Genomic DNA, 23,397 nt, shown 5'->3' with positions numbered 1-23,397 from the left:
CTTTTAGGCGGTTTCATGAGCGAGAAAAAACGCGGATTTCTGGGTCGGCTGTTCGGCGGCAAGGAAGCCCCGGCGGAACAACCGGAGGAAACCGTTGAAAAGAGTCCGGCCGAAGCCGACAGCGCGGAAAATGTGGACGAAAAACGGCTTGGTGCTGTGGAACCCGAGCTCACGACTGAAATGGAAGTCAAGCCGGTTGCCGCTCTAGATGAGCCCCTGAAGACCTTCGGGCTCGATGGCGGTCCGGGCATCGTGCCGGAATTCTCCGCAAAGCAAACACCTTTGCCCGCAGATGATTTTGTTTCGACCGACGTCGGATCGGATCCGGATGCCGACACACCCTTGGAAGACACTGAGCCAGCGGCGGAGGCGGTCGAGCCGAAAGACGTCCCCACTGATCCGTCCGTTGACCCCGAAGAGCCCAAGCTCTCCTGGTTTCAGCGGCTGAAAAAGGGCCTGTCGCGGTCATCGGCCTCGCTGACCGAAGGTATCTCGTCCATCTTCACCAAGCGCAAGCTCGACGCCTCCATGCTCGAGGAGCTGGAAGACATCCTGATCCAGGCCGATCTTGGCGTCGACACGGCAATGGCGATTACGGATCGGCTGTCCGATGGCCGGTACAACAAGGAAATCTCGCCAGAAGAAGTGCGGGAAATCCTGTCGCAAGAGGTCGAGAAGGTCCTCAAGCCGGTGGCCCAGCCTCTCGATCTTGATATGGGCAAAAAACCGCATGTTGTCCTGATGGTGGGTGTCAACGGGACCGGCAAAACGACGACGATCGGCAAACTCTCCAAGAAGCTCCGCTCGGAAGGCAAAAAAGTCATGCTCGCAGCCGGTGACACCTTTCGCGCGGCCGCCGTGGAGCAGCTCAAGATCTGGGGCGAACGGACCGGCGCCGACGTGATAGCCAGGGATACCGGCGCCGATGCCGCCGGTCTTGCCTTCGACGCCATGAAAGAAGCGCAGGAAAAGCAGGTTGACGTCCTGCTCATCGATACGGCCGGTCGGCTGCAGAACAAGGCGGAGCTGATGGATGAACTTGAGAAGGTCATCCGCGTGATCCGGAAACACGATCCCGAGGCTCCTCACACCGTTCTTTTGACGCTCGATGCGACAACCGGCCAGAACGCGCTCAACCAGGTGGAGATTTTCGGCAAGGTGGCCGGCGTCACCGGTCTCGTTATGACCAAGCTCGACGGAACCGCGCGCGGTGGTATTTTGGTTGCCATTGCGGCGAAGCATGGCTTGCCGGTGCATTTCATCGGTGTCGGAGAAGGCGTTGAGGACCTGGAACCATTCTCCGCGCAGGACTTTGCCAACGCAATCGCGGGTCTCGCGTGACAGGCGCTGACCCCACGATCGGAATTTCCAGAAGCTGATCCACTCTTCGTTCTGTCGTGGCAGTTCTCGATGTGAGCTAGTACTTATGCAGCCCGTCGAAATCCGCCTTTCCGATCTTCAGGCCTGCGTGACGCAAACCGGCATAGGCCTGCGTGAAATGAAACAGCATGTTTGGAAAGGCGAAACACACGACATAGTCAGCAGCTCGTTGTGTCAGCTCAGCTTCACCTGCGATGTGCGAAACGTTGCTGTCCCAATCGATCGGCGGGATCTGATTGATCGCGGTCCGAACATCCTCATGCAAAGACCTGAGGCTCTTCAGGCTGTAGGGCTCAACGATTTCCGGCACGGGATGTCCCACCGGCAGGCACAACGCGCGCGCTGCGAACTGAATGGCGACCGCGAGGTGAAATCCGGTATCGAATGCATCCGGCGCAAGCTGAATGGCGAGCAACTCATCGGCGTTTGGTTGGTCAGATACCAGTTTCAGGAGCTTGCCTGACTGGTCCAGGTAGTGTCCGACTGCCGCCACGAGCGCCTCGTCGGGTCCCGTCTGCTCATTCATCCTGCTCTCCGTCTTCATCTTTCCCGAAAGTAGGCGCTTTGTACTCGTCCGCTGGCAGGTTCGCCCAAAACGCCAGGAACTTCCGCAGTTGAGAGGTCGCGGGCATCACTTGAGCCGGTAGAACAATTCTCTTTCGTTGCTGAAATTCAGTTGGTCCGCGTATCCGATCTCGTCCGCCCCAATCTTTTTAAGAAGCGATTGCATCGCAAAGTTGTTTGCTTCGGTCGAGATGTACAATCGAACATATCTGTCGTCCTGGATGGCGTGCTCGATCAACTGTCTTCCCACGCCGTGATTGCGAAACTCCGATTTCACGCAGAGGTAAGCGACAAATGGCCAGTTCAAGAAGCCTTTTGGTGAAATGCGGAGATACCCAATCGCCTCTGAGCCTTCGGCGTCGGCGACACGCAATTCTCCGGCCTGCAGGTCAAGCCGCCGATCGCCCATGAATTCATCATATTGACGGATAACGGGATAGTCGGAAAGGCGTCCGGATCTGATGCTGCACATGGTTCAACGATTCCTGAAATCCCGTTCAGATGCAACGATCGCATTGTCTGCAGCGTCGTAAATTTCGTTCGCTTTACGATTGTTTCTTGCGCTCACGGAAGGCGGCAGTCTTGGCGCGATTGCCGCAGATCTTCATGTCGCACCACCGGCGTTTCTTGTTCTTCGTAATGTCAGTGAACCAGAATGTGCAGGTTGGTCCATCGCAATTTCGCGTCAGCTGGCAATCTGTTTCGCTCAAAAGGTCTGCAATCTGGTGCGCAATCGGGACCAGCAGGTCCTCTGCCTCGTTGATCTCGTAACCGCTTGAAAGACGAAGCTGCGCTTCGTCAGAGTCTCCTGGTTGGAGCTGAAACCGATAGGTGCCTTTCGACAGGATCCGGCTAATAAGCTCGATTTCGTCTGGTGCCAGCTTCCAACCGGAAAGTCCGTCTTGACGGATAATCAGATCACGAAACCATTCACGCAGATCCCTTGCGCGCGCTGCGGTTTCGTCAAGGTCTTTCGTACTGGCGCTCTCCGCAATGCCAGAGGCCCCGGCTTCGCTTAACAGACCCGCCGCCGTCATCCACGACAGCAAAGCTGCGCCATTGTTGATCCACTCGATCTCGGTGCCGTGCGGGGCGCCCACGCTGTTCAGAAAATCGAGCGCCGGGTGATCTGCGATGAGGATTGGGGGCGGTTTTTGCGGCTCGCTCAATGGGGTTTCCTGACATCTTCACGGGTTTTTGAAACCTGCAAATTAGGATTTTGATGGTTATCGATATTGTTTGTAACCGTCAAATATGTATTTAGATGGTTGCCAAGTTTTGATATCTCATCGCAAGGAGTTTTCCGCAATGACCAAGATCCTGCATATCAACGCCTCCCCGCGCGGGCCGAAATCTCAGTCCGCTCTTCTGGCCGATACCTATCTCAGTGCGCGGTTACAAAGAGAGCCGGCGGTCCAGGTCGACAGCCTGAACCTTTGGTCGGCAGACCTGCCGGAATTCGACGGTGACAAAAACGCTGCCAAACTGTCTTTCTTCGGCGTCGGAGAAATGGATGCTGCAGGCAAGAGCGCTTGGGACCAGGTTGTTGAAGTCACGCAAAGGTTCATTGAGGCAGACGAATATGTCTTCAACGTTCCGATGTGGAACGGCGGCATTCCCTACAAGCTGAAGCATTATATTGACGTAATCACGCAACCGGGTCTCCTGTTCGGATTTGAACCGGAACGAGGGTATTTCGGGTTGCTGGAAAACAAGACGGCACATGTGTTTTACAGTTCCGGAGTATATGCACCGGGCGCAGACAAGAAGTACGGCGAAGACTTTCACTCGGCCTACATGGATTGGTGGTTCGGGCTTGTCGGCATCAAGACCGTTGTGACCACGCGGCACCAGCCAAGTATCCTGACCATTAATCCGGACGCTGATCTCGAAGCCGCCGTCGCACGCGCCAAGGCCGCCGCCTGATCCAACGCTGTTTCAGACGTCTGTCGCCCCGGAAGACCGGCTCGCGTTCCGGGGTGACCGTCGGTCAGTCGAAGACGTTGATTTGCTTCTGTAAATCTTCCGGTCGTTTGCCTGCCTTTCGGCCTGCGAACCACCAGTAGGTGCAGCCGGAGGCGATGCCGCCGGGCAGAAAGACTAGCGACTGCGTGAGTATTTGAAGGTCCATACGAAGTGAAATTACCGGAAGTACGAAAATGCTCAGCAGACTTGAAAAGGCGACATAGAAAAGCGGATTTCTGATCGCATTCCTCTCGGACGCCATGATCAGGAATATTGATGGAATGATTGTGAGCGCCCCGGTTACCAAGAGCACAACCCCAAAGATCAGCAAATGTGCAGCATTTATGCCCCCTGGGCCGCCGGGCTGAACGAAGTTCAGTGTCAGGATGATCGTTGCACTCGCGACGGCCAGGCTGATCAGATATCCGCGAATGGTTCTTCCACGCACAGGCGCACTCCTATGATCCGCCTGGCTCCCACCCGTCCGGCGCCATTTCAAATCCCTCGAACTGAAAACCGGGCGCAACCGTACAGCCAACCAGCGTCCACGCGCCCAGGGAACGAGCCTGCTGCCAGCCGGCACGCGGCACAATGCCTTGAGGGCGTTCGCCGGCGACAAGGTCGTTTCCAAGCCGGACAACGCTCTTGGTCTTACCTTCGGCGCTGATCGACAGTTCCAAAGGGGCACCTGCGTACCAGTGCCAGGTTTCAGCGGCATCGACCTTGTGCCACCGAGACAGCACGCCTTCGGGGAGGAGAAAGTAAATCAGGGTGGAGGCCGCCCTGCCGTGGGCGTCGGTGAGGTCGTCCCGGAATGTCTCGACAAAATACCCGCCTTCCGGATGAGGCTGCATTTTCAGGAGGTCAACGACCTCATTGGCGGTCAGATTGGAGGAAGGTGACATTGGAACAACGAATTCGGTAAGAGTCAAAATGGATGTTGTTCGCAATTGTTACAAAAAACTCACGCCTCGGAACAATAGGCAAGATCGTCAATCGTTTCCCGAAGCGCAGCCACCACCTCATCGTAGAGGATCTGCATATCGAGTTTGTGGCCGCCACCGTGATGCATTGGAATTGCTTCCGCCTGGCTGACAATGCGGTGAACGACGTCCTGCGCACGCTGTTCGGCCGTGCGGGATGTGGACGCCGGAATGTTTGCGGGTGTCATGGTTTCTGCCCTCACATGATCACAATGGCAACCATATGGGGGACAGAAACCGGGGTTTTAAGGCTTAGTGTGCAGAAATGGTTTGAGTATTATTGCCGACGGAACGCTTGGCAATGAAACAGGCCTACGCGTTGTCTTTTCGTGTGCGGATCTCCGTAAAAACCTCTGTGGCTGATTTGCCCGACATGCCGAGCGCCTCCGCAACGGATGCCTCACCCGCTCTTAGAAACGGATTGGTCGCCTTCTCCAAGGCCATTGTTGTCGGCAGGGTTGGCTGGTTGTCCGCCCGCAATTGTTTCACTTCTTCCGCACGCGCCCTTAGGTCCGCGTTGTCCGGCTCTATCGTGAGTGAAAAAGCCGCGTTTGCTGCCGTGTACTCATGGCCGCAATAGATTTTCGTGTCGTCAGGGAGTTCCCGCAAGAGCTTGGCGAGGGACGACCACATCATTTCCTTGTCGCCTTCAAACACCCTGCCGCACCCGAGAGAAAACAGAGTGTCGCCCGTATGCGCCATCCCGATCACCGGGATGTACCAGGAAATCTGATCGAGCGTGTGGCCCGGCGTTGCAATCGCCTTGATTTCGTAGGGACCGCAGCGAATGTGATCGCTGTCTTCTACGAAGCGATCCAACTCGGTAATTTTCTGGCGAGACCTGGCCGGGCCAAAAACTGTCGCGCCTGTCTTCTGCTTCAACTCACCCAGCCCTTGCACATGATCCCAATGGTGATGCGTGATGAGAATGTGCGTAAGCGTCCAGCCCTTTTCCTGCAGCGCTTTCTCGTAAGGCCCGCTGTCGGGGACATCGAAGGCGATGGTCGTGCCACTCCCGGTGTCGTGAACCAACACGCCGAAATTGTCGTTAAGGCAGGGAAACTGGAGGATCTCGGTTGTGTCGTTCAAGGTCATGAGGAAGGTTTCCGAAGTGATTGACTTGTTGATTGTCACAGTGGCAAACAGGAAGCCGGAGGGCAAGACGGGAAGCCTGCGCTTTCAGTCCCCGCAGAGGAGCAGTCCGCCTCAAGCCAGTTCGAACCCGATTTTAGGCCCGTGCCCTTATGTATCTCGACGTCGTTCATTTGCGTGCATTTTACGATTTACCGCTCGGGCGCCTGCTTAGAAGCCTGATCGGTGCACCTATCCGGGAAATGTGGCCGGATCTGAACGGACAACGGCTTTTGGGGCTTGGTTATGCCGGGCCATTCATGCGGCCGTATCTCGACATGGCGGAACGCGCGATTGCTGCCATGCCAGCGCCGCAAGGTGCTGTGCCCTGGCCGCGGGAGCGAGACAGTACGTGTGCGCTGGTGGAGGATGCGGCGTTACCATTTCCCGACATATCCTTTGACCGGGTCATGTTGGTGCATGCGCTCGACCATTGCTCGGATCCGGAGGCTATGCTCAAGGAAGCCTGGCGCCTGTTGTCGCCCGGTGGCCGGTTGATTGCGGTCGTGCCGAACAGGCGCGGGCTTTGGGCGCAATCCGAATTGTCACCCTTCGGGTACGGCCGCCCTTATTCAAGCGGCCAGCTAAAAGACCTTCTCAAGAGCTGCGAATTCAACGTTGTCGACGATAAGGAAGCGCTGTTCATGCCGCCATCAAAGGCGCGCACGATCCTGCGTGCGGCAAGAACCTGGGAAGGGATCGGCCGCAGAATCTGGCCGGTCTTTGGCGGCGTGCTGGTCGTGGAAGCGGAAAAAGTCGTGTTCCAAAGCCTTCCGGCCGACGGCAAACGGAGCCGTCTCAGAGTGCTGCGTCCGGTTTTCATTCCCGAGGGTGTCGCGACGGGGCTAAAGCCTGTCCGGGCAGTCCGACCACAGCGGATCCAGTTGTCTCGTGAAGCGCCGGAAGGATCGTGACGGCGGTACGCCGGTTTCTTAAAAGGCTTTGTCGGAACGCTGGCGCGCGTGAGCGGTTAAGGATCACCGTTTCAGCAAAAATACGGCCTGTTCAGCAACGATATTCCACACCCACCAGGGCGCGTTGACCGGGATCTTGTTGCCTGTCGCGCTCAGCGCGATCGCCTTTTCCACGTCTGCATCCAGTTCATGGCACAGTTCGACAAAGTCGCGCAGCGAGCAGAAATGGATGTTCGGCGTGTCGTACCACTCATAGGGCAGGTATTTCGTAACGGGCATACGGCCGCGGAACAGGAGCTGCATGCGGTTGCGCCAATGGGCAAAATTCGGGATCGAAACGACCACCTGTTTGCCGATGCGCAGAAGCTCACGCATGACTTTCTTCGGCTCGCGGGTCGCCTGCAGGGTCTGGCTCAAGATGACAACGTCGAACGCGTCGTCCGGATAGTCCGAGAGATCCTTGTCGGCATCACCCTGGATCACGGAAAGCCCGCGTGCAACGCAGCGGTTCACGCCTGCCTGGCTCAGCTCCACACCACGGCCGTCGACCTGGCGTTCATGGACGAGATGGTCGAGAAGCGCGCCGTCTTCCGAGCCGATATCAAGGACACGCGCGCCGACCGGGACAAGCGCGGCAACAACCTTGTGGTCACCCCGAACTTCGCCGGGGCGTGTCTGCCTGGGAGCAAGGTTCATGTCAGGGAGCCTCCCCCGGCGCTGGAATGCCGCGCGCATGGGCGGCGCCTGTCATGAAGCCCTGGATGGTATCGAACATTTCGGGCACGTCCAGAAGGAATGAATCGTGACCACGGTCGCTTTCAATCTCGACGAAGGAAACGTTTGCCGCAGCGGCATTGAGTGCTTTCACAACGCTGCGGCTTTCCGATGTCGGGAACAGCCAGTCCGACGTAAACGACATCACGCAAAACCGGGTTTTTGTATCCGCGAATGCATTCGGCAGGGTGCCGCCAAACTCCTGTGCAAGATCGAAATAGTCCATCGCCCGCGTGACATAGAGATAGGAGTTGGCGTCAAAGCGGTCGACGAAGGTCATGCCCTGATGGCGAAGATAGCTTTCGATCTGGAAATCGGCGTCGAACCCGAAGGTCAGGTTCTCGCGATCCTGAAGATTGCGCCCGAACTTCTGGTGCAGGGATTCGTCGGACATGTAAGTGACGTGCGCCGCCATCCGGGCCACTGCCAGGCCCTTGGTTGGCCGGACGCCTTCTTCGATGTAACTACCGCCACGCCAGTTCGGATCCGCCATGATTGCTTGCCGACCGACTTCGTGAAAGGCGATGTTCTGCGACGTATGCCGGGCCGCCGCAGCAATCGGTATGGCTGCAAACACCCGCTCCGGATAACTGGCCGCCCATTGGAGCACCTGCATGCCGCCCATCGATCCGCCGATGACGGCGAAAAGTGTTTCGATACCGAGGTGATCCACGAGGCGCGCCTGCGCACGCACCATGTCGCGGATGGTTACCACGGGAAGATCGAGGCCGTAAGGCACACCCGTTTCCGCGTTGATAGTCGCCGGTCCGGTCGTGCCAAGGCAGCCGCCCAGCACGTTGGCACAGATAACGAAATAATGATCTGTATCGATGGGTCTACCGGGCCCGACCATCAGGTTCCACCAGCCCGGCTTGCCGGTCACAGGATTGGTTGACGCGACATACTGATCACCGGTCAGAGCATGGCAGATCAGGATGGCGTTCGACCGGTCGGTGTTTAGCGCGCCATAGGTTTCGTAGGCAATCTGCCACGGTCCGAGTCGGATGCCTGAATCCAGCTCCAGCGGCTCTTCCGCCGGAAACCGCACGAGTTTGCTGGAAGGCGTCTCCGCTTCATTCGCCTTTACAGTATCGTGTGCTGCCGGATTTTGACTGTCAGCTGGCATGATCAATTGGGCAATCTTGTTTTTTCGACTCTCAAAACGCGCCGATTGTGTCAGTTTGCAGCTGTCTGCGCTCGAGGATTCGCATGGAGAAGCCGTTCTGCACTACAGACAGACTGGCGACCTAGCCGCGCCTTGCTTGCCGAGTCAATGATTTCTTTTGCGTTTGGGCGATCACATGCCTATGACTATGCGCCGCTGACGAAAAAACCAAGGCTGGAACACCACATGCCGCAAGCACCGGACGGCGCGACGACCGATGTTGACCTGCGCGCGCGCGTTGACGATATCGACACGCGCATTCACCAGGCGTTGATGGAACGCGCAGAGCTGGAGACGGCAATTCAAACCGCCCGTGAATCTGGTGGTGCCACTTCGGATTTTTTTGATCCGGAAAGGGATGCGGACAGTGTCCGGCAAATGGTGGAACGGCATCAGGGATCATTGCCCCTGACAGCGGTTGAACACATCTGGCGTGACATTGTCGGGGCGTGTTCTGCGGCGCAGACCAGACCGGTCATTTATCTGGATGGCGGTGCCGAGCTGATCGAGATGCTTGATCTCGCCCGCTTCAATTTCGGATTTGCGACCGAACTTGATCCGTGCAGCGATGCTGCCGATGTGGTCGACGCCGTTGGTCTATCGTCCGAAGGAGCGATCGGCCTGGTCGCCCTGACGGACCGGGCGGAGTTGCCCTGGTGGCGCGGTTTGAGCGAAGCAGGTGCACAGGTGCGTGCAAGGCTGCCTTTCGTCATGCTCGACGAGCGGCCGGCAGATCTGCCAGCGCTTGTTCTGGCCAGGTCCGGCAGTCTTGCGGAAACTGCAGATGTTGCCGTTTACGATGCACGCTGGTCGGATGTGCTGCCGGGCAGGCTGATGGATCAGGGTATCGAGGTCCTGAGCTTCTTCCGTTCGGCAAACGGTGTCGATGCCCTGCTCGCCATATCAGGCGAATTGACGGAAGAAGATGTTCGCAAAGCCTGTGTTGCAGCAGGGGCTGAACCGGATGTCCTGCGGTGTGTTGGCGGATACGCCGCGCCAATCGATGCCGATGGCGATGAAGACGACGAATTTGGCGGCGAGGAGCCGCAACGATGAACGAGATGACGCACATGACGCACGCCGACAACACCAAGCCGGATCGCCCGCAGCCGCGCGCCGGTGTCATGGACATAGCCGCTTACGTTCCCGGTAAGTCCAAGGGCACGCACGGTAAAACCGTGCACAAGCTTTCGTCCAACGAAACGCCGCTCGGTGCAAGTCCGGCGGCCAAAGCGGCCATTGAAACTGTTGCCAGAAATCTGGAGCTCTATCCGGATGGCGCTGCCAACGAACTTCGCGACGCGATCGCCGAAATCTATGGCCTGCACCCCGATCGCATAATCTGCGGCGCCGGTTCCGATGAAATCCTGAGCTTTCTTGCCTACGCCTATCTAGGGTCAGGCGATGAGGCGATTTATTCCGAACATGGCTTCCTGATTTACGACATTGCCATAAGGGCAGCGGGTGCAACGCCTGTTGTTGCACCCGAAACGAACCTGAAGACCGACGTCGATGCTATCCTGGCGAGGGTGAACGACAAGACGAAAATGGTCTTTATCGCCAATCCGAACAATCCGACGGGCACCTACCTGCCGTTTGAGGAGGTCAAGCGCCTACACGAGGCACTGCCTGCGCATATCCTTCTGGTTCTTGATGCGGCCTATGGGGAGTATGTGCGCAAGAACGATTACGAGAGCGGGATCGAGCTCGCAGCGACGGCGCAGAACGTTGTGATGACACGAACCTTCTCGAAGATCTATGGCCTTGCCAATCTGCGGATCGGCTGGGGCTTCGGACCGAAACACATTATCGATGCGCTGAACAGGATCCGTGGGCCGTTCAACGTTTCGGGGATGGCAATTGCGGCCGGGATCGCAGCGGTCAAAGACCGGGAGTTCGTTACCAGGGCAATTGAACACAATGACGAATGGCTCCCATGGATCACCCAGGAGCTGGAAAAACTCGGCTTGAAGGTAACGCCGAGTGTTGGAAATTTCGTACTGGTTCACTTTCCTGACGAGCCAGGGAAACGTGCGGCAGATGCGGATGCCTATCTTCTGCAACATGGGTGCGTCCTGCGTCAGGTCGGGAATTATGGTCTGCCGAATTCGTTGCGCATGACGGTCGGTTCCGAAGAGGCAAATCGCGCCGTTCTTCAACATCTGAAAGACTTTCTGGGACAAGCCTGAAGGCAGAACAACAACACATGACCGGTGCTCCCCTTTTTGATCGGATCGCCCTGATCGGTATTGGCCTGATCGGATCGTCCCTTGCCCAGGTTGCCCGCCAGCGCGGCCTCGCAAAAGAAATCGCCATCTCGACGCGTTCGCCGGCGACGCTGCAGCGTGCGGAAGAACTTGGTTTGGGCGATCACTATTCGCTTGATGCCGCCGTTGCCGTTGAGGGGGCTGATCTCGTCGTCCTGTGTGTGCCGGTAGGGGCCAATGAAGCCGTCGCCAAGTGGATCGCGCCCGCACTGAAGCCCGGCGCAATCCTGACCGACGCGGGCTCGACCAAGGAATCCGTTGTCGAACAGGTCAGCCCTCATGTTCCCGATGGCGTCCACTTCATTCCTGGTCACCCGATCGCAGGTACCGAGCAATCCGGTCCGGACGCGGGCTTTCCAACCCTGTTTGATCAGCGCTGGTGCATCCTGACACCGTCTGCAGACGTCGATGCAGCTGCATTGGAAAAGCTCAAGGCGTTTTGGCAGGGCTGCGGGTCGGATGTGGATCTGATGGAACCCAAGCACCACGATCTGGTGCTGGCGATTGTTTCCCATCTGCCGCATCTGATTGCTTACAATATCGTTGGAACCGCGGACGACCTTGCCACCGTGACCAAGTCTCAGGTCATCAAGTATTCCGCTTCCGGTTTCCGCGACTTCACGCGTCTTGCGGCATCCGATCCGACCATGTGGCGCGATGTCTGTCTCAACAACAAGGAAGCCATCCTGGAGATGCTGGCGCGGTTCTCCGAAGACCTGTCCGCTATGCAACGCGCGATCCGTTGGGGCGATGGACAGATGCTGTTCGATCTCTTCACGCGCACCAGAGGCATCCGGCGCTCGATTATCGAGGCAGGTCAGGAAACAGACGCCCCGGACTTCGGACGCCACGTTGCTGGAAACCCTGTCAGTTCGAACGATTGACGATATAGTTTGCCAGGGCTGTAAGCGTTTCGGCACGTTCGCCGTAAGGCGACAGCAGCGCTTCTGATTCGGCGCGCAATCTTTTCAATTCATCATGTGTTTTGGGAGCACCCCAAAGACCAACAAGTGTTGCCTTGCCTGCCTCGGCGTCCTTTCCGGTGGCCTTGCCCATGACTTCCGAGCTGGCTTCAACGTCGAGCAGATCGTCCGCAAGCTGGAATGCGAGGCCGATTATCTCGCCGAAGCGGCTGATCCGCTCCACGTCTTCTGCCGGTGCACCGGCAAGAATTGCGCCCGCGCGACAGGCATAGCGCAGTAGTGCGCCGGTTTTCATGGATTGCAGCAGACGGATTTCGGTTTCGGTGCGCTCCCGGTGCTCAGATTCGAGATCAAGCATCTGCCCACCCGCCATGCCGCCGATTCCCGAGGCGCGCGACAGTTCCCGCGAGAGACGCAGCCGCACGGTGGGGTCGTCATGAACGGTTTCGCCACCAATCACGTCAAAGGCAAGTGTCAGGAGCGCGTCGCCCGCCAGGATCGCCGTTGCTTCGTCAAAGGCCTTGTGCACTGTCGGCTGGCCACGGCGAAGGTCATCGTCATCCATGGCAGGCAGGTCGTCATGGATCAGCGAGTAGCAGTGAATCAGCTCCAGAGCGCATGCCGCTTGCAGAATGCCGTCGTCGTCGCGTGCGAAAAGCCTGGCGGTTTCGATGACGAGAACGGGCCGCAAACGCTTGCCACCGTTGAGCGCACCATGGCGCATCGCAGAAAGGAGGCGTGGCGGGCGCGCGGTTTCTTCCTCAAGCGCATTTTCTTGCAGGAGCTGGTCCAGAGCGGCTTCGATGCGGCTTGCTTGCGCCGCCAGATGCTGCTTGAGGTCAAATGTCACAGTAATCTCCGGGCGGTCTTGCGCCAGTGCCGTTGTTGGTTGGGCGCGCGAACGGGTCCTCGTTTCCTGCTCATGCCCCAGGTCCGGTTTCCCTGAAACCAATTCTCTTTGTCGTCAAGGCTGGAAATTAAAAAATTGATCGGTAAAGCCTTTTGTCCGACGGTGGGGCCCACACCGATCGGACGTTAATCCCGGAGACCTGTCCATGAAATTGCTGTCGAGCCTGCTGCGTTCCTTTATCAAACGCGGACGTATGCGTGTGATTGATACCGATGGCGGGGTACATGAGTTCGGTTCAGGAGAAGACGGCCCGACGGTTACGATCAGACTGCATGACAAGAAGCTGTACCGATCCCTCTTCCTGAACCCCGAGCTGGCTGCGGGGGAGGCTTATATGGACGGCACGATGACAATGGAAGAAGGGTCCACGTGCTATGACTTCATGTTCCTGTTTTCCATCAACCGGGCACCGCTTGGGGCTCACCCTGTTCAGGGGCTCCTGCGCAAGGGCTGGAAAGCGCTGAGGCGCCATCATCAAAAGAACAGTGTCGAACGCGCGAAAAAACAGGCGCAGCATCATTACGACCTGTCGACCGAGCTATACCGGCTGTTTCTCGATGACGGACTGAACTACAGCTGTGCCTACTACACGTCTGAAGACGCAAGCCTTGAAGCGGCGCAGGACGCGAAGCTGACCCATCTGGTTGCCAAGCTTGACCTGGAAGACGACATGGAAGTGCTCGAAATCGGCGGTGGCTGGGGATCCCTCGCGATCCGCATGGCGCAGGCCGGTGCGCGCGTGACCTCATTGAACGTCTCGCCCGATCAGATGAAGATTGCACAGGAACGCGTCGAGGCCGCGGGCGTGCAGGACCGGGTTACGTTTGTACTGAAGGACTATCGTGAGTTCGAGGGTCAGTTCGACAGGGTGATTTCCGTTGGAATGATGGAGCATGTCGGCATCGGTCATCTAGATGCCTATTTCGGCAAGGTGCGCGACTGCCTGACGGAACGGGGTTTTGCCGTCATTCATTCGATTGGCCGGATGACACCGCCCGGAACAACAGGCCCCTTCATCCGCAAATATATTTTCCCTGGTGGATACGTGCCGGCCTTGTCGGAAGTTTTTGCGTCGACCGAACGCCTCGGGTTATGGGTCTGCGACGCGGAAATCCTGCGGCTGCATTATTACTATACGATCCGTGACTGGCGTGTGCGATTTGAACAGCAGCGCCAGGCCGCATCCGAGCTTTACGATGAAGCCTTCTGCCGGATGTGGGAGTTTTACCTGTGCGCCGTGGAGCTCGGTTTTCTGCACGGATCGAATATGGTGTTCCAGCTGCTTCTGTCGAAAGAACGCGACGCCGTGCCGATTATCCGGGACTTCATTGTCGACAACGAACGGAAGCTGAATGGCACGGGGTAAAGCGGCTACGGGGAAGGGAGCAGCTGCAAGGTCCCCAACGAAACGAACGTTCTGGCAGGCGCTGCGCAGGCGTGCGCTGCAACTGCTCCTCGTCCTGATTCTGCTTCCACCCGTTCTAACGGTCGTTTATTCCGTCGTGCCGCCTGTCAGTACGCTGATGATTGCCCGATATGTCCAGTTATTGTGGGTCGACCGGGAATGGGTGCCGCTTGAAGAGATTTCGCCGAACCTGATCAGGTCGGTGATTACTTCCGAGGACAGCGGGTTTTGCACCAATGATGGCGTTGAGTGGGACGCGCTCCAGGATCAGGTCGAAGCTTTGAGTGAAGGAGAGCGGCCGCGCGGTGCCAGCACAATTACCATGCAGACGGCCAAGAACCTTTATTTGTGGGGCGAACGGTCTTATGTGCGCAAAGCGCTGGAGCTGCCGCTTGCGTTGATGATCGACGCAATCCTCTCCAAGAAGCGGGTTCTTGAAATTTATCTCAATATTGCGGAGTGGGGTGAAGGAATCTTCGGTGCCGAAGCCGCTGCGCAGGCCTGGTTCGGCAAAGCCGCGAAAGATCTGACACGCACGGAGGCGGCCCGCCTTGCGACTGCTTTGCCCAATCCGCTTGGCCGGAACCCTGCAAAACCGTCAGCCGGGCACAGGCGTCTGGCGGCGACAAATCTTGCGCGCGTCCGCTCCGCAGGGCCGATTTTCGGCTGCGTATTGGCAAATTAACCATCAAGCACTTCGTTCACCGGGGCGAATGACCAAAATCAGCCAAGAAAATTTCGTCTTTGGGGTGGCAAAACGCTGACGTTGCCTGTATAACGCCGCGCATTCCAACACGTTGCGTGACGCCACGCCCCGGGCTAACCCGGTCCGGGCCGCGCGGTTATGGACCACGGAGAAAAACAAAATGGCCGTTCCAAAGAGAAAAACCTCGCGCATGAAGCGCGGTTTTCGCCGTTCTGCGGACGCCCTGAAGCAGCCGACTTACGTCGAGGACAAGGATTCTGGCGAACTGCGTCGCCCGCATCACGTTGACCTGAAGACCGGCATGTACCGGGGCCGTCAGATCCTTGCCCCGAAGGACGACGCATAAGCGTTTTCAGGGTGGATCGCCGCATGGCAAACCAGGATTGAGGCTGGCCTTGTTTCGACAGGCCGGCCTTTTTCTTTTGCCTTGAAATAGCTCATCTGATCGTGTCAGGTCGCCGTAATTCGCCCTCACGAGGGCTGCTTTATCAGGAGCTGCGCTATGCGCCTTTTTTCGGCAATTCCTTTTACGCTTTTCTCGCTGCTGATCTATAACGGCCTTGCCTTTACTGCGGGAGCCGACAATCCTCAGTTCTGGTCCCAACCCGTGATTTCGATCGCGATGGTGTCCGGCGCGACCTTCGAGTTGCTGGCAAGCGACCTCCTGATCACCCTCGGGCTTTTCTTTCTGTTTATCGAAATCCTGAAGGCGACTCGTATTGGCACTACGGCGTTGCTCGATCACATGTTTTCTGTTGTGGTCTTCGTCGCCTATCTCGTTGAATTCCTCGTCCTGCAGCAGGCCGCGACGTCGCTGTTCTTCATCCTGATGGCCATTTCGATGATCGATGTGATCGCAGGCTTCTCGATCTCCATCACCGGCGCGCGCCGCGACGTGTCATTCGGGCACGAGGGTCACTAAGTGTCAGGCGGAAAGAGGATCAGGCGTCCTTGGCCTCATCCGTGATCGCATACTTCTGGATCAGGGGAAGCTGGGTCAGCGTGAACACCAGCGTAATCGGCATGATACCGAACACCTTGAAGCTCACCCAGAAATCGGTGGAGAAGCTGCGCCAGACGATTTCGTTGATCAACGCCAAAACAAAGAAAAAGACGCCCCAGCGGAACGTCAGCTTGCGCCAGCCTTCGTCCGTCAGCTTGAACGCGCTGTCAAAAACGTAGCCTAGAAGCGCCTTGCCGAACAAAAGACCGCCAAGCAGGACGGAGCCGAACAGGCAGTTCACGATGGTCGGTTTCAGCTTGATGAAGAGTTCATCATGCAGCCACAGGGTCAGAGCCCCGAAGACCATGACCACGACGCCGGAGACAAGCGGCATGATCGGCAAACGGCGTGTCAGCCAGAGCGAAACGGTCAGCGAAATCGTAATGGCGACCATGAAGGCTGCCGTTGCCAGGAAAATGGGCTCGCCGACAGTTTGAAGCACCGGAAACATCGCGGCAATCTGTTCACCGCGCGAGTTGAACAGGAAAAAAACCGCCAGTGGACCGAGCTCCAACGCCAGCTTCAAAAGCGGGGAGAGTTCCTTGCGCGTCGGATCGTTCGGGGCGTGTTCTAATTCCATATTGCCAGAAGCTCCTGATCGGGTGTTCCCGGGAAATAGGGGCAAGGGGGTGTTGAGGTCAAGGCTCAACGGAATGCCGGATCATAAAATAACGGCGACATACTGTATGCGTCCGGCCACCACGTGAAGGTTCAAAAGCGCAAAAAAGATGCTTTTGTTACGCTCTATCTGCAACCGGCAGGTCTCAAGCTTGGCAAGGTTGGCGGCACTGTCTACCTGTCTGAAACTGTTTGCGAGAAAGATCACAATTCAGTCCTTACAGTGAAGTGACATGCCTGGCTGGCGTGAATCTGTTATCAGATTGGTATTCGGCTTGAAAAGAACCCACAGGTCCTCGAAATGCGAGCAGTCCTTTGCCTGATACTGCTGATGCTGCTCATGCACCCTTCCTGGGCGGCAAAGCAAGTTGCGTGGGACGATCTGATTGACGCCGAGGCTGCAGATTTCGATGATCCCTTTGCAGCGTTGAGCATCTTCGAACTGAGGGCGCTCGGGACTGTGATCCGTCTGCGGAAACAGCTCACTGCACAAGGTATCGACGACGAAAAACGCCGCCGAATGAAGGAGAGGCTCGATCGGGAAGAAGCCAAGCTGGCGGTTTCCGGGGTCGAGACGGATTGGCTTCTTTCGCAGAGAAAACGAATTGCCAGGAAACGTGCAGAGGCATCTCTTGCCGGCAATCCGGATCTGGACGGCAAAAACATCGTGATACCAGGCTACGTCATTCCCGTTCTCGACGCCGGCAGCGACACATCGGCAACCGGCTATCTGGTGCCTGAGCGCGGGATGTGCAGCCATATGCCGGCTCCGGATCCGAACCAGATGATCCGTTACAAGCTTGCGACCGACTGGCAGGCCGATTCGATATACGAGCCGGTTCAGCTCAAGGGAACGCTCAGTATCCGCCCGACCAGGCAGGAAATTACGTTGCTAGACGGTCAGATCGAGATGATTGCCGTTTTCGATATGACGGTGACCGAAGTCGTCCCGCTTGCCGGGAAAGGCCCGAAGCCGGATGCGCGGTCCTTCCTGAATTTCTTGCATCCCAAGACGAGCGCGGAGTGAGCACCGGCCAACGCCTGACCGATGCTCGACGACACACAAATATCACTCTTGTGCGGCGTGCTGATGCCACATGTCCGTGACGACTTTCCAACCGTTTTCATCTGGTTCCAGCACGTAGAGATAGGTTCCCGTTGCATCCAGTCCGACGCTCTCCATCCTGGCATCGACAGATCCGATCATCACGGCAAGCGTTCCGTCATCGGACACAAACAGCGTGTCGACGGAGTGGGTCACCTCACCCTTGTTGGCGGCCACGAACTCAAAGAGCTTGCGCGGTTCTTCCAGTCCCTTGACAGCTGGTTTGCCTTGCTCGATCCAGATCGTGTCTTCCGCGTAAAGATCGAGAACGCCGTTGGCGTCGTGGTTTGCGATCGCCTCGTTGAAGCGGTCATTCAGCCCGTGGAGTTCAGAAACAGGATCACTGTTTTGCGCGGTCGAGGCCGTTGCGGCGGCAAAAAGGGTTGCGGCGCAGGCGATGCCCGCGATGGATTTCCTGATGGTCATGCTGAAATCTTTCGAAGTGGTTTGGGTGCAGTCCGGAACCCCGGATCGATGCCGTAGCTTCAGGCGGCTTCGGGCAGAGGTCTTGTGAGAATGACTTCACGCGTGATCTGCCAGCGGCCCTGAACATGAATGAGATCGATCCCAAGCGTGATCTGCATATCAGGCCCTGTCAGCTCATTCCGCCGGGAGATGAGAACGTGGGCATTCTCGCCCTCGACCGTTATGTGATGGAACTTCGCCCAGGTTCCGATTGACCCGTTGTTTTCCTTCAGCGCGGACAGGACAACTTCCTTGAAAGCCGTTTTGTCGGACACGCTGACTTCATCATCAGGGCTGAGCATGATGACTTTCATGTCGTCGTGATAGATTTCGTCGAGAATGCCCGTGTTGTTGTTGCCAACGTTGTGGATCAGGGTCTCGATAACCGCTTGGACCTCGTTTGCGCGGGCGCTGTTATCAACCATGGTGGGTTCCTCGCACTGGGTAGTTGTTGTCCGGGTTCTTGATGAAATTCAGGCCCATGAGCAAAGACGCCAATGCGGGCCGTGCGAAGGGAGCATTCGAAATGTCGACGACTTGCAGTTTGCCGCTGCTGTTGACGACAAAAACACCGGGTTCGGCGAATGGCCGGTCTGTTTCCGCAGCCGACCGGGGATCGGAAACATAGAGCCCCAGCTCCTGCATCTGAAAGACGCTCATGTCGATACCGACGGGAAATGAAACACCGGCTTCCGTTACTTGCTCTTGCGCCTTTTCTTCCGGATCCGCGGATACGGCGACGACATCGATGCCGATTTTGGCGAGTTCCGGGACAATGTCGTCGAGTTCTTTCAGGTATCGCGTGCAGATCGGGCAATGCTTGCCCCGATAGACGACTACCAATTGCCAATCGTGTCCATTCGCCGGGCTGCCGAGGTCCAGTTGTCCGCCGCCCAGTTGCGGGACGGTGATTTTCGGGAACGTCTCGCCTACAAGAGGCTTTGGATTTGTCATAAGCGGCTCCATGATATATATAACGATCGATACATAAATATCGCGGAACGTCAGAGTCAAGAGTTATATATTGAACGATACAAAAAAAATGGGCCGCCCACGAACATTTGATAGCCGCCAGGCGCTGATGGCGGCCATGAATGTGTTCTGGGCAAAGGGTTATGACGGCGCGTCGCTCAAGGATCTCACCCGGGCGATGGGCATCAGCGGGCCAAGCATGTATGCCGCCTTCGGCGACAAGCGCGAACTTTTCCTCAAGACAATCGACCTTTACGGCGACGTCGACGGGTGCGCGCCGGTTGTCGTTTTCGAGGGCGAGGAAGATATCCGCAAGGCCGTCCGCGGGTTTCTCGAAGAAGTCATCCTCTATGCAACAGCACATGAAAGCGGTGCCAAGGGCTGCTTTCTGGCGTCAAGCGTTTCGGCAAGCATCGGCGAAGTGGATGGCGTTAAGGAGCGGGTCGAAAAGGCGATCGACGATACGGACCGGCGTCTGGCGGCGCGGTTTGACCTGGAAAAGGAAAAGGGCATCCTGCCCGCAAACTTTCCGTCACTGGAACGGGCGCGGCTGCTCTATGACATCCGGCAAGGCTACATGTTTCGTGGAAGAGCCGGCTGGACAGCAGAGGCGATGCGCGAAGACCTCGACCACCGCGTCAGCATGATACTTGCCTAGGGTCAGGACCCATTTATCCGGAAGGTCGACCGACCGCTTAGAGCCCAAGTTTATTAGTGCTGCACGTAGCGCCAATATCCGGTTCTCAATTCACGTAAAAATCGTCACAAAACCTTCTAGCGCCAACACTACCGAAATCCGATACGCTTACCCCGCGATCTTCCAAGAACAAGGGCTCCCCATCGATGGTCGGACTATTGAGAAAGTTGGATAGCTACGGGTATCTTGTCGGGGTCATCTCAGCAGCATTAATACTGCTGTCTTGGATGGCGAAAGAGATTGTTGGTGCTCAGGCTCGGACGGTCGAGACGACAATGCGTTCGGTCGTAAACAGCAGGACGGATGATCAATTTGACGGTATTGTTCTGCGCCTTCAAAACATCGAGAAGGCCATCTTACGCTCAGCAACGGAGGGAAGTGCTTCGTTAGATGATAACGACTACTTCACCGAAGTAATTTGGAACACAGAGGTACTTTCGAAGCTTCAACTCTTGTTCGATGACTTTGGTGCTCTGGCAGTCCGTGTAGAAAGGGTAAGGCATGAAGCTCTCGCCGTGCCTTTGGGTGACAACGAAAAGCGCTTGCAGAAACTCGTTCAAGAAACAAACGATCGTTTATCCCAGCTCATCCAGCTAAGGGCTGGGTTTGATGAGCAATTAACCTCTATAATAGGATCAGCTTCTATCTCACGAAACACGGTCACACCCGACAAAGTTGCTTCTCTGACAAGCCTCGTTGATCAGTACGAGGTTGCATTCATGAAGGAATATGAACCGTACTTGACCCTGACCAATAGCATGCTGTCTCTTCGGGAGCTGGTCTATGCAAAGGCAGAGAGCCGCGCGCGTGAGTATTCTTTCATGGCAACGTTGTCCGAGGTTTTCGCAGCGATCGTGTTCCTGCTTGGCTCAGTTATAGGCATCTATGGAACATACCGTGAAGCAATGGCAAAGGCATCGGAGCGTACTCGGCAACAGGATGGCTGAAACACCAACAATTAAGTTACGGTGAAGACATGGGCCAGCTTTGCTACTGGCGAAAAGTAACGCGACATCTGCTAGTCCAGTTTTTTGTGCCTTTCCTTTCTTCTTGGAACGACACTTTTTTGGGCGTACTGAAAGCAGCCATTGGCGCAACCGCAGCGAAAGCCAACTTTGTCCGCTCTGCGGTCATTTGCGCTTCAAGGATTCAAATTTGACTTCGAAATTCCTGCATGGCGTACAAAACCAGCAGCATATTGTCGGGGTGGGACAGGATCGCTTGTTTGCCATATCCGGTGCAGGGTTCTGTTGAGCCTGCAGGCGCCTTTGACGAAAAAGGGGCGCCCAGCGAGCGCCCCTTGAACTTGGAACAAATCACTCGGCCTGCCGGTTAGCCGTTTGCGACGTACTGACCGCCGTTGATTGTCATGACGGCGCCCGTCATGAAAGCAGCGGCATCCGACGCGAGGTAGACGACGGTCTGGGCAATCTCTTCGGGATGGCCAAGCCGGCCGACCGGGATGTTCGACACGATGGATTCCAGAACCTTTTCCGGCATCGCCGCGACCATGTCCGTGTTGATGTAACCCGGGCAGACGCAGTTGACCGTGATGCCCTTGAAGGCGTTTTCCTGGGCAAGTGCCTTGGTAAAGCCGATGACACCGGCCTTGGCGGCGGAATAGTTGGTCTGGCCCATCTGGCCCTTCTGACCATTGATCGACGAAATATTGATGATCCGGCCGGATCCGCGTCCACGCATGCCGTTAATAACCGGATGGGTCATGGTGAACATGGAATCGAGGTTGGTGGACAGCACGGCGCGCCACTGGTCGAAGTCCATCTTATGGAACATGCCGTCACGGGTGATGCCGGCATTGTTGACCAGTACCTCGACCGGGCCGAGCTCACTCTCGACCTGGGCGATCCCGGCGGCGCAGGCTTCGGGGTCGGACACGTCCCATTTAAAGACATGGATGCCGGTTTCCGCCTTGAAGGCTTCCGCCTTCTCCGTGTTGCCCGCGTAGGTGGCTGCCACAGTGTAGCCGGCGTCCTTCAGACCGCGCGAGATTGCCTCGCCGATGCCGCGTGTTCCGCCTGTGACCAGTGCGACCTTGCTCATTCCCCTTCCTCCTGACTTCCAGTTGGCCCTTTGGAGCTCCTGCTCCCGGCTCTTCAACAGAGTGTTTTCTATTAAAACTTCAGTGCTTGGACCACGGCCGGTTGGTTCCGGCCATGATCCTTGTCAAATCCGCGCGATCAGCGCTCCAGGCACATGGCAACGCCCATTCCGCCACCGATGCAGAGTGTCGCGAGGCCTTTTTTGGCATCGCGGCGGCTCATCTCATGGAGGAGCGTCGTCAGAACACGGGCACCCGATGCACCGATCGGATGTCCGATAGCGATGGCTCCGCCATTGACGTTGACGATATCAGGGTTCCAGCCCATGTCCTTGTTGACCGCGCAGGCCTGTGCGGCGAAAGCCTCGTTGGCTTCGACCAGGTCAAGATCGGCTGCCGCCCAACCTGCCTTTTCAAGTGCCTTGCGCGATGCCGGGATCGGACCAGAGCCCATGATTGCCGGGTCGACGCCAGCCGTTGCCCAGGACGCAATGCGCGCCAGCGGGGTCAGGCCGCGTTTTTCGGCTTCCGCAGCGCTCATGACCACCAGCGCCGCGGCGCCATCATTGATGCCGGAGGCGTTGGCCGCGGTGACCGAGCCTTCCTTGGTAAAGGCCGGACGCAGCTTGGCAACGCTTTCAAGCGTCGCGCCGTGGCGAATGTATTCGTCGTCTTCGACCACTTTCTCGGCCCGGCGCTCCTTGACGGTCACCGGCGTGATTTCGTCCTTGAACTTGCCGGCTTTCTGGGCTGCTTCAGCCTTGTTTTGGGACGCCACCGCGAACTCGTCCTGCTGGTCGCGGCTGATCTGCCACTTTTCGGCAACGTTCTCAGCAGTCTGGCCCATGTGATAGCCGTTGAAAGCGTCCCAGAGGCCGTCCTTGATCATGGTGTCGATCATTTTGTAGTCGCCCATTTTGTAGCCGTTGCGCATATGGGCTGCGTGCGGCGAAAGCGACATGTTTTCCTGTCCGCCTGCCATCATGATCGTCGCGTCACCGGTCTGGATCTGCTGCGCTGCAATGGCAACGGTGCGCAAGCCGGAACCGCAAACCTGGTTGAGAGTCCAGGCCGTCGATCCGTCCGGAATACCTGCGTTGATCGCAGCCTGGCGCGCCGGGTTCTGACCCTGTGCCGCGGTCAGAACCTGACCGAAGACGACCTCGTCGATGTCACCACCTTCAACGCCGGCCTGTTCCATGGCCGCTTTCATGACAATAGCGCCCAAATCATGCGCCGGTACATTGGCGAATGAACCGTTGAAGGATCCGACAGGTGTGCGGGTCGCGCTGACAATAACGATATCGGTGGAAGCGCTCATACTACTCTCCAGGACTTTAGGCCGAACGGCCGTAAATGGTTGGTACTGCGAAGGCACCTTGCGGTCCTTA

Annotated in this window: 29 protein-coding genes; 13 read left to right on the top strand and 16 right to left on the bottom strand. The window is 57.2% G+C overall.

The features are described from left to right. Window positions 1-15: 15 nt before the first annotated feature. The gene (gene ftsY / locus ABVF61_RS27985) at window positions 16-1,341 is read left to right on the top strand and encodes a signal recognition particle-docking protein FtsY (protein ID WP_353996899.1); all 1,326 of its coding nucleotides are present in this window, start codon (window positions 16-18) and stop codon (window positions 1,339-1,341) included. Window positions 1,342-1,417: 76 nt separating this feature from the next. On the opposite strand, the gene ABVF61_RS27980 is transcribed toward ftsY, so the two are convergent. The 3 genes from ABVF61_RS27980 to ABVF61_RS27970 all read right to left on the bottom strand — a co-directional run bounded on the left by ABVF61_RS27980 (window position 1,418) and on the right by ABVF61_RS27970 (window position 3,113). Next, window positions 1,418-1,906 (bottom strand): DUF1993 family protein, encoded by a 489-nt coding sequence (locus ABVF61_RS27980; RefSeq protein WP_353996898.1) that lies wholly within the window; start codon window positions 1,904-1,906, stop codon window positions 1,418-1,420. A gap of 105 nt (window positions 1,907-2,011) precedes the next feature. Beyond that, window positions 2,012-2,416 (bottom strand): GNAT family N-acetyltransferase, encoded by a 405-nt coding sequence (locus tag ABVF61_RS27975; RefSeq protein WP_353996897.1) that lies wholly within the window; start codon window positions 2,414-2,416, stop codon window positions 2,012-2,014. Between the two features lie 73 nt (window positions 2,417-2,489). After that, complete coding sequence (locus ABVF61_RS27970) at window positions 2,490-3,113, bottom strand: CGNR zinc finger domain-containing protein (RefSeq protein ID WP_353996896.1); 624 nt, start codon at window positions 3,111-3,113, stop codon at window positions 2,490-2,492. Window positions 3,114-3,252: 139 nt separating this feature from the next. Between ABVF61_RS27970 and ABVF61_RS27965 the strand changes: the two genes are divergently transcribed. Then, a complete protein-coding gene (locus ABVF61_RS27965; RefSeq protein WP_353996895.1) occupies window positions 3,253-3,870 on the top strand; it encodes an FMN-dependent NADH-azoreductase in 618 nt (205 codons plus the stop codon). A 64-nt stretch (window positions 3,871-3,934) separates the two neighbouring features. Here ABVF61_RS27965 and ABVF61_RS27960 read toward each other — a convergent pair whose 3' ends face one another. The 4 genes from ABVF61_RS27960 to gloB form a co-directional block, all read right to left on the bottom strand. After that, window positions 3,935-4,357: a hypothetical protein gene (locus tag ABVF61_RS27960; RefSeq protein ID WP_353996894.1), complete on the bottom strand. Its 423-nt coding sequence runs from the start codon at window positions 4,355-4,357 to the stop codon at window positions 3,935-3,937. A 10-nt stretch (window positions 4,358-4,367) separates the two neighbouring features. Beyond that, window positions 4,368-4,814: a cupin domain-containing protein gene (locus ABVF61_RS27955; protein ID WP_353996893.1), complete on the bottom strand. Its 447-nt coding sequence runs from the start codon at window positions 4,812-4,814 to the stop codon at window positions 4,368-4,370. A 59-nt stretch (window positions 4,815-4,873) separates the two neighbouring features. After that, window positions 4,874-5,080 (bottom strand): hypothetical protein, encoded by a 207-nt coding sequence (locus ABVF61_RS27950; RefSeq protein ID WP_353996892.1) that lies wholly within the window; start codon window positions 5,078-5,080, stop codon window positions 4,874-4,876. 124 nt (window positions 5,081-5,204) lie between these two features. After that, window positions 5,205-5,987: a hydroxyacylglutathione hydrolase gene (gloB, locus tag ABVF61_RS27945; protein ID WP_353996891.1), complete on the bottom strand. Its 783-nt coding sequence runs from the start codon at window positions 5,985-5,987 to the stop codon at window positions 5,205-5,207. Between the two features lie 149 nt (window positions 5,988-6,136). Here gloB and ABVF61_RS27940 point away from each other — a divergent pair, with 149 nt between their 5' ends. After that, window positions 6,137-6,937 (top strand): class I SAM-dependent methyltransferase, encoded by an 801-nt coding sequence (locus ABVF61_RS27940; RefSeq protein ID WP_353996890.1) that lies wholly within the window; start codon window positions 6,137-6,139, stop codon window positions 6,935-6,937. 63 nt (window positions 6,938-7,000) lie between these two features. Here the strand turns inward: ABVF61_RS27940 and metW are convergent, their stop codons facing one another. Both metW and metX read right to left on the bottom strand, forming a co-directional pair. Further along, window positions 7,001-7,633 (bottom strand): methionine biosynthesis protein MetW, encoded by a 633-nt coding sequence (metW, locus tag ABVF61_RS27935; protein ID WP_353996889.1) that lies wholly within the window; start codon window positions 7,631-7,633, stop codon window positions 7,001-7,003. Window position 7,634: 1 nt separating this feature from the next. Beyond that, window positions 7,635-8,837 (bottom strand): homoserine O-acetyltransferase MetX, encoded by a 1,203-nt coding sequence (gene metX, locus ABVF61_RS27930; protein WP_353996888.1) that lies wholly within the window; start codon window positions 8,835-8,837, stop codon window positions 7,635-7,637. 225 nt (window positions 8,838-9,062) lie between these two features. On the opposite strand from metX, the gene ABVF61_RS27925 reads away from it, so the two are divergent. From ABVF61_RS27925 to ABVF61_RS27915, 3 genes are read left to right on the top strand one after another with little or no spacing between them, the layout of a single operon-like run. Then, window positions 9,063-9,932: a chorismate mutase gene (locus ABVF61_RS27925; RefSeq protein ID WP_353996887.1), complete on the top strand. Its 870-nt coding sequence runs from the start codon at window positions 9,063-9,065 to the stop codon at window positions 9,930-9,932. Continuing rightward, on the top strand, window positions 9,929-11,065 hold the full coding sequence (gene hisC, locus ABVF61_RS27920; protein ID WP_353996886.1) for a histidinol-phosphate transaminase: 1,137 nt from the start codon (window positions 9,929-9,931) through the stop codon (window positions 11,063-11,065). Before ABVF61_RS27925 ends, hisC begins: the two co-directional genes overlap by 4 nt. Window positions 11,066-11,082: 17 nt before the next feature. Further along, window positions 11,083-12,027, top strand: a complete 945-nt coding sequence (locus ABVF61_RS27915) for a prephenate/arogenate dehydrogenase family protein (protein ID WP_353996885.1) — start codon at window positions 11,083-11,085, stop codon at window positions 12,025-12,027. Here ABVF61_RS27915 and ABVF61_RS27910 read toward each other — a convergent pair. Further along, window positions 12,011-12,916, bottom strand: coding sequence for a polyprenyl synthetase family protein (locus tag ABVF61_RS27910; protein WP_353996884.1), 906 nt, complete (start codon window positions 12,914-12,916; stop codon window positions 12,011-12,013). The genes ABVF61_RS27915 and ABVF61_RS27910 overlap by 17 nt on opposite strands. A gap of 205 nt (window positions 12,917-13,121) precedes the next feature. Here ABVF61_RS27910 and ABVF61_RS27905 point away from each other — a divergent pair, with 205 nt between their 5' ends. The 4 genes from ABVF61_RS27905 to ABVF61_RS27890 all read left to right on the top strand — a co-directional run bounded on the left by ABVF61_RS27905 (window position 13,122) and on the right by ABVF61_RS27890 (window position 16,009). Next, a complete protein-coding gene (locus tag ABVF61_RS27905; protein ID WP_353996883.1) occupies window positions 13,122-14,342 on the top strand; it encodes a class I SAM-dependent methyltransferase in 1,221 nt (406 codons plus the stop codon). Beyond that, window positions 14,329-15,066 carry a monofunctional biosynthetic peptidoglycan transglycosylase gene (gene mtgA, locus ABVF61_RS27900; RefSeq protein ID WP_353996882.1) on the top strand — a complete coding sequence of 246 codons (738 nt, stop codon included), beginning with the start codon at window positions 14,329-14,331 and terminating at the stop codon, window positions 15,064-15,066. Before ABVF61_RS27905 ends, mtgA begins: the two co-directional genes overlap by 14 nt. Window positions 15,067-15,247: 181 nt before the next feature. Further along, complete coding sequence (gene rpmF / locus ABVF61_RS27895) at window positions 15,248-15,433, top strand: 50S ribosomal protein L32 (protein WP_353996881.1); 186 nt, start codon at window positions 15,248-15,250, stop codon at window positions 15,431-15,433. Window positions 15,434-15,589: 156 nt separating this feature from the next. Beyond that, entirely contained in the window at window positions 15,590-16,009 is a 420-nt protein-coding gene (locus ABVF61_RS27890; protein WP_353996880.1) for a hypothetical protein, read from the top strand. A 19-nt stretch (window positions 16,010-16,028) separates the two neighbouring features. Here the strand turns inward: ABVF61_RS27890 and ABVF61_RS27885 are convergent, their stop codons facing one another. Further along, window positions 16,029-16,670: a septation protein A gene (locus tag ABVF61_RS27885; RefSeq protein WP_353996879.1), complete on the bottom strand. Its 642-nt coding sequence runs from the start codon at window positions 16,668-16,670 to the stop codon at window positions 16,029-16,031. A 339-nt stretch (window positions 16,671-17,009) separates the two neighbouring features. Between ABVF61_RS27885 and ABVF61_RS27880 the strand changes: the two genes are divergently transcribed. After that, window positions 17,010-17,735: a DUF3299 domain-containing protein gene (locus tag ABVF61_RS27880; RefSeq protein ID WP_353996878.1), complete on the top strand. Its 726-nt coding sequence runs from the start codon at window positions 17,010-17,012 to the stop codon at window positions 17,733-17,735. Between the two features lie 42 nt (window positions 17,736-17,777). Here the strand turns inward: ABVF61_RS27880 and ABVF61_RS27875 are convergent, their stop codons facing one another. The 3 genes from ABVF61_RS27875 to ABVF61_RS27865 are packed head-to-tail and all read right to left on the bottom strand — an operon-like array spanning window position 17,778 to window position 19,232. Continuing rightward, a complete protein-coding gene (locus ABVF61_RS27875; protein WP_353996877.1) occupies window positions 17,778-18,239 on the bottom strand; it encodes a YybH family protein in 462 nt (153 codons plus the stop codon). A 59-nt stretch (window positions 18,240-18,298) separates the two neighbouring features. Continuing rightward, window positions 18,299-18,703 carry a hypothetical protein gene (locus ABVF61_RS27870; protein WP_353996876.1) on the bottom strand — a complete coding sequence of 135 codons (405 nt, stop codon included), beginning with the start codon at window positions 18,701-18,703 and terminating at the stop codon, window positions 18,299-18,301. Further along, window positions 18,696-19,232: a peroxiredoxin-like family protein gene (locus ABVF61_RS27865; RefSeq protein WP_353996875.1), complete on the bottom strand. Its 537-nt coding sequence runs from the start codon at window positions 19,230-19,232 to the stop codon at window positions 18,696-18,698. Before ABVF61_RS27865 ends, ABVF61_RS27870 begins: the two co-directional genes overlap by 8 nt. A 70-nt stretch (window positions 19,233-19,302) precedes the next feature. Here ABVF61_RS27865 and ABVF61_RS27860 point away from each other — a divergent pair, with 70 nt between their 5' ends. Both ABVF61_RS27860 and ABVF61_RS27855 read left to right on the top strand, forming a co-directional pair. Next, on the top strand, window positions 19,303-19,908 hold the full coding sequence (locus ABVF61_RS27860; protein ID WP_353996874.1) for a TetR/AcrR family transcriptional regulator: 606 nt from the start codon (window positions 19,303-19,305) through the stop codon (window positions 19,906-19,908). A 185-nt stretch (window positions 19,909-20,093) separates the two neighbouring features. Continuing rightward, on the top strand, window positions 20,094-20,894 hold the full coding sequence (locus ABVF61_RS27855) for a hypothetical protein (protein WP_353996873.1): 801 nt from the start codon (window positions 20,094-20,096) through the stop codon (window positions 20,892-20,894). A gap of 385 nt (window positions 20,895-21,279) precedes the next feature. On the opposite strand, the gene phbB is transcribed toward ABVF61_RS27855, so the two are convergent. Next, entirely contained in the window at window positions 21,280-22,008 is a 729-nt protein-coding gene (gene phbB, locus ABVF61_RS27850) for an acetoacetyl-CoA reductase (RefSeq protein ID WP_353996872.1), read from the bottom strand. A gap of 137 nt (window positions 22,009-22,145) precedes the next feature. Then, on the bottom strand, window positions 22,146-23,327 hold the full coding sequence (locus ABVF61_RS27845) for an acetyl-CoA C-acetyltransferase (protein ID WP_353996871.1): 1,182 nt from the start codon (window positions 23,325-23,327) through the stop codon (window positions 22,146-22,148). Between the last annotated feature and the right edge of the window lie 70 nt (window positions 23,328-23,397).

It is taken from the genome of Roseibium sp. HPY-6 (genome assembly GCF_040530035.1).
In the GTDB taxonomy this organism is placed as follows: Bacteria; Pseudomonadota; Alphaproteobacteria; order Rhizobiales; family Stappiaceae; genus Roseibium.
The sequence above is the reverse complement of the archived record's forward strand: the minus strand, read 5'-3'. Positions and strand labels throughout refer to the sequence as shown.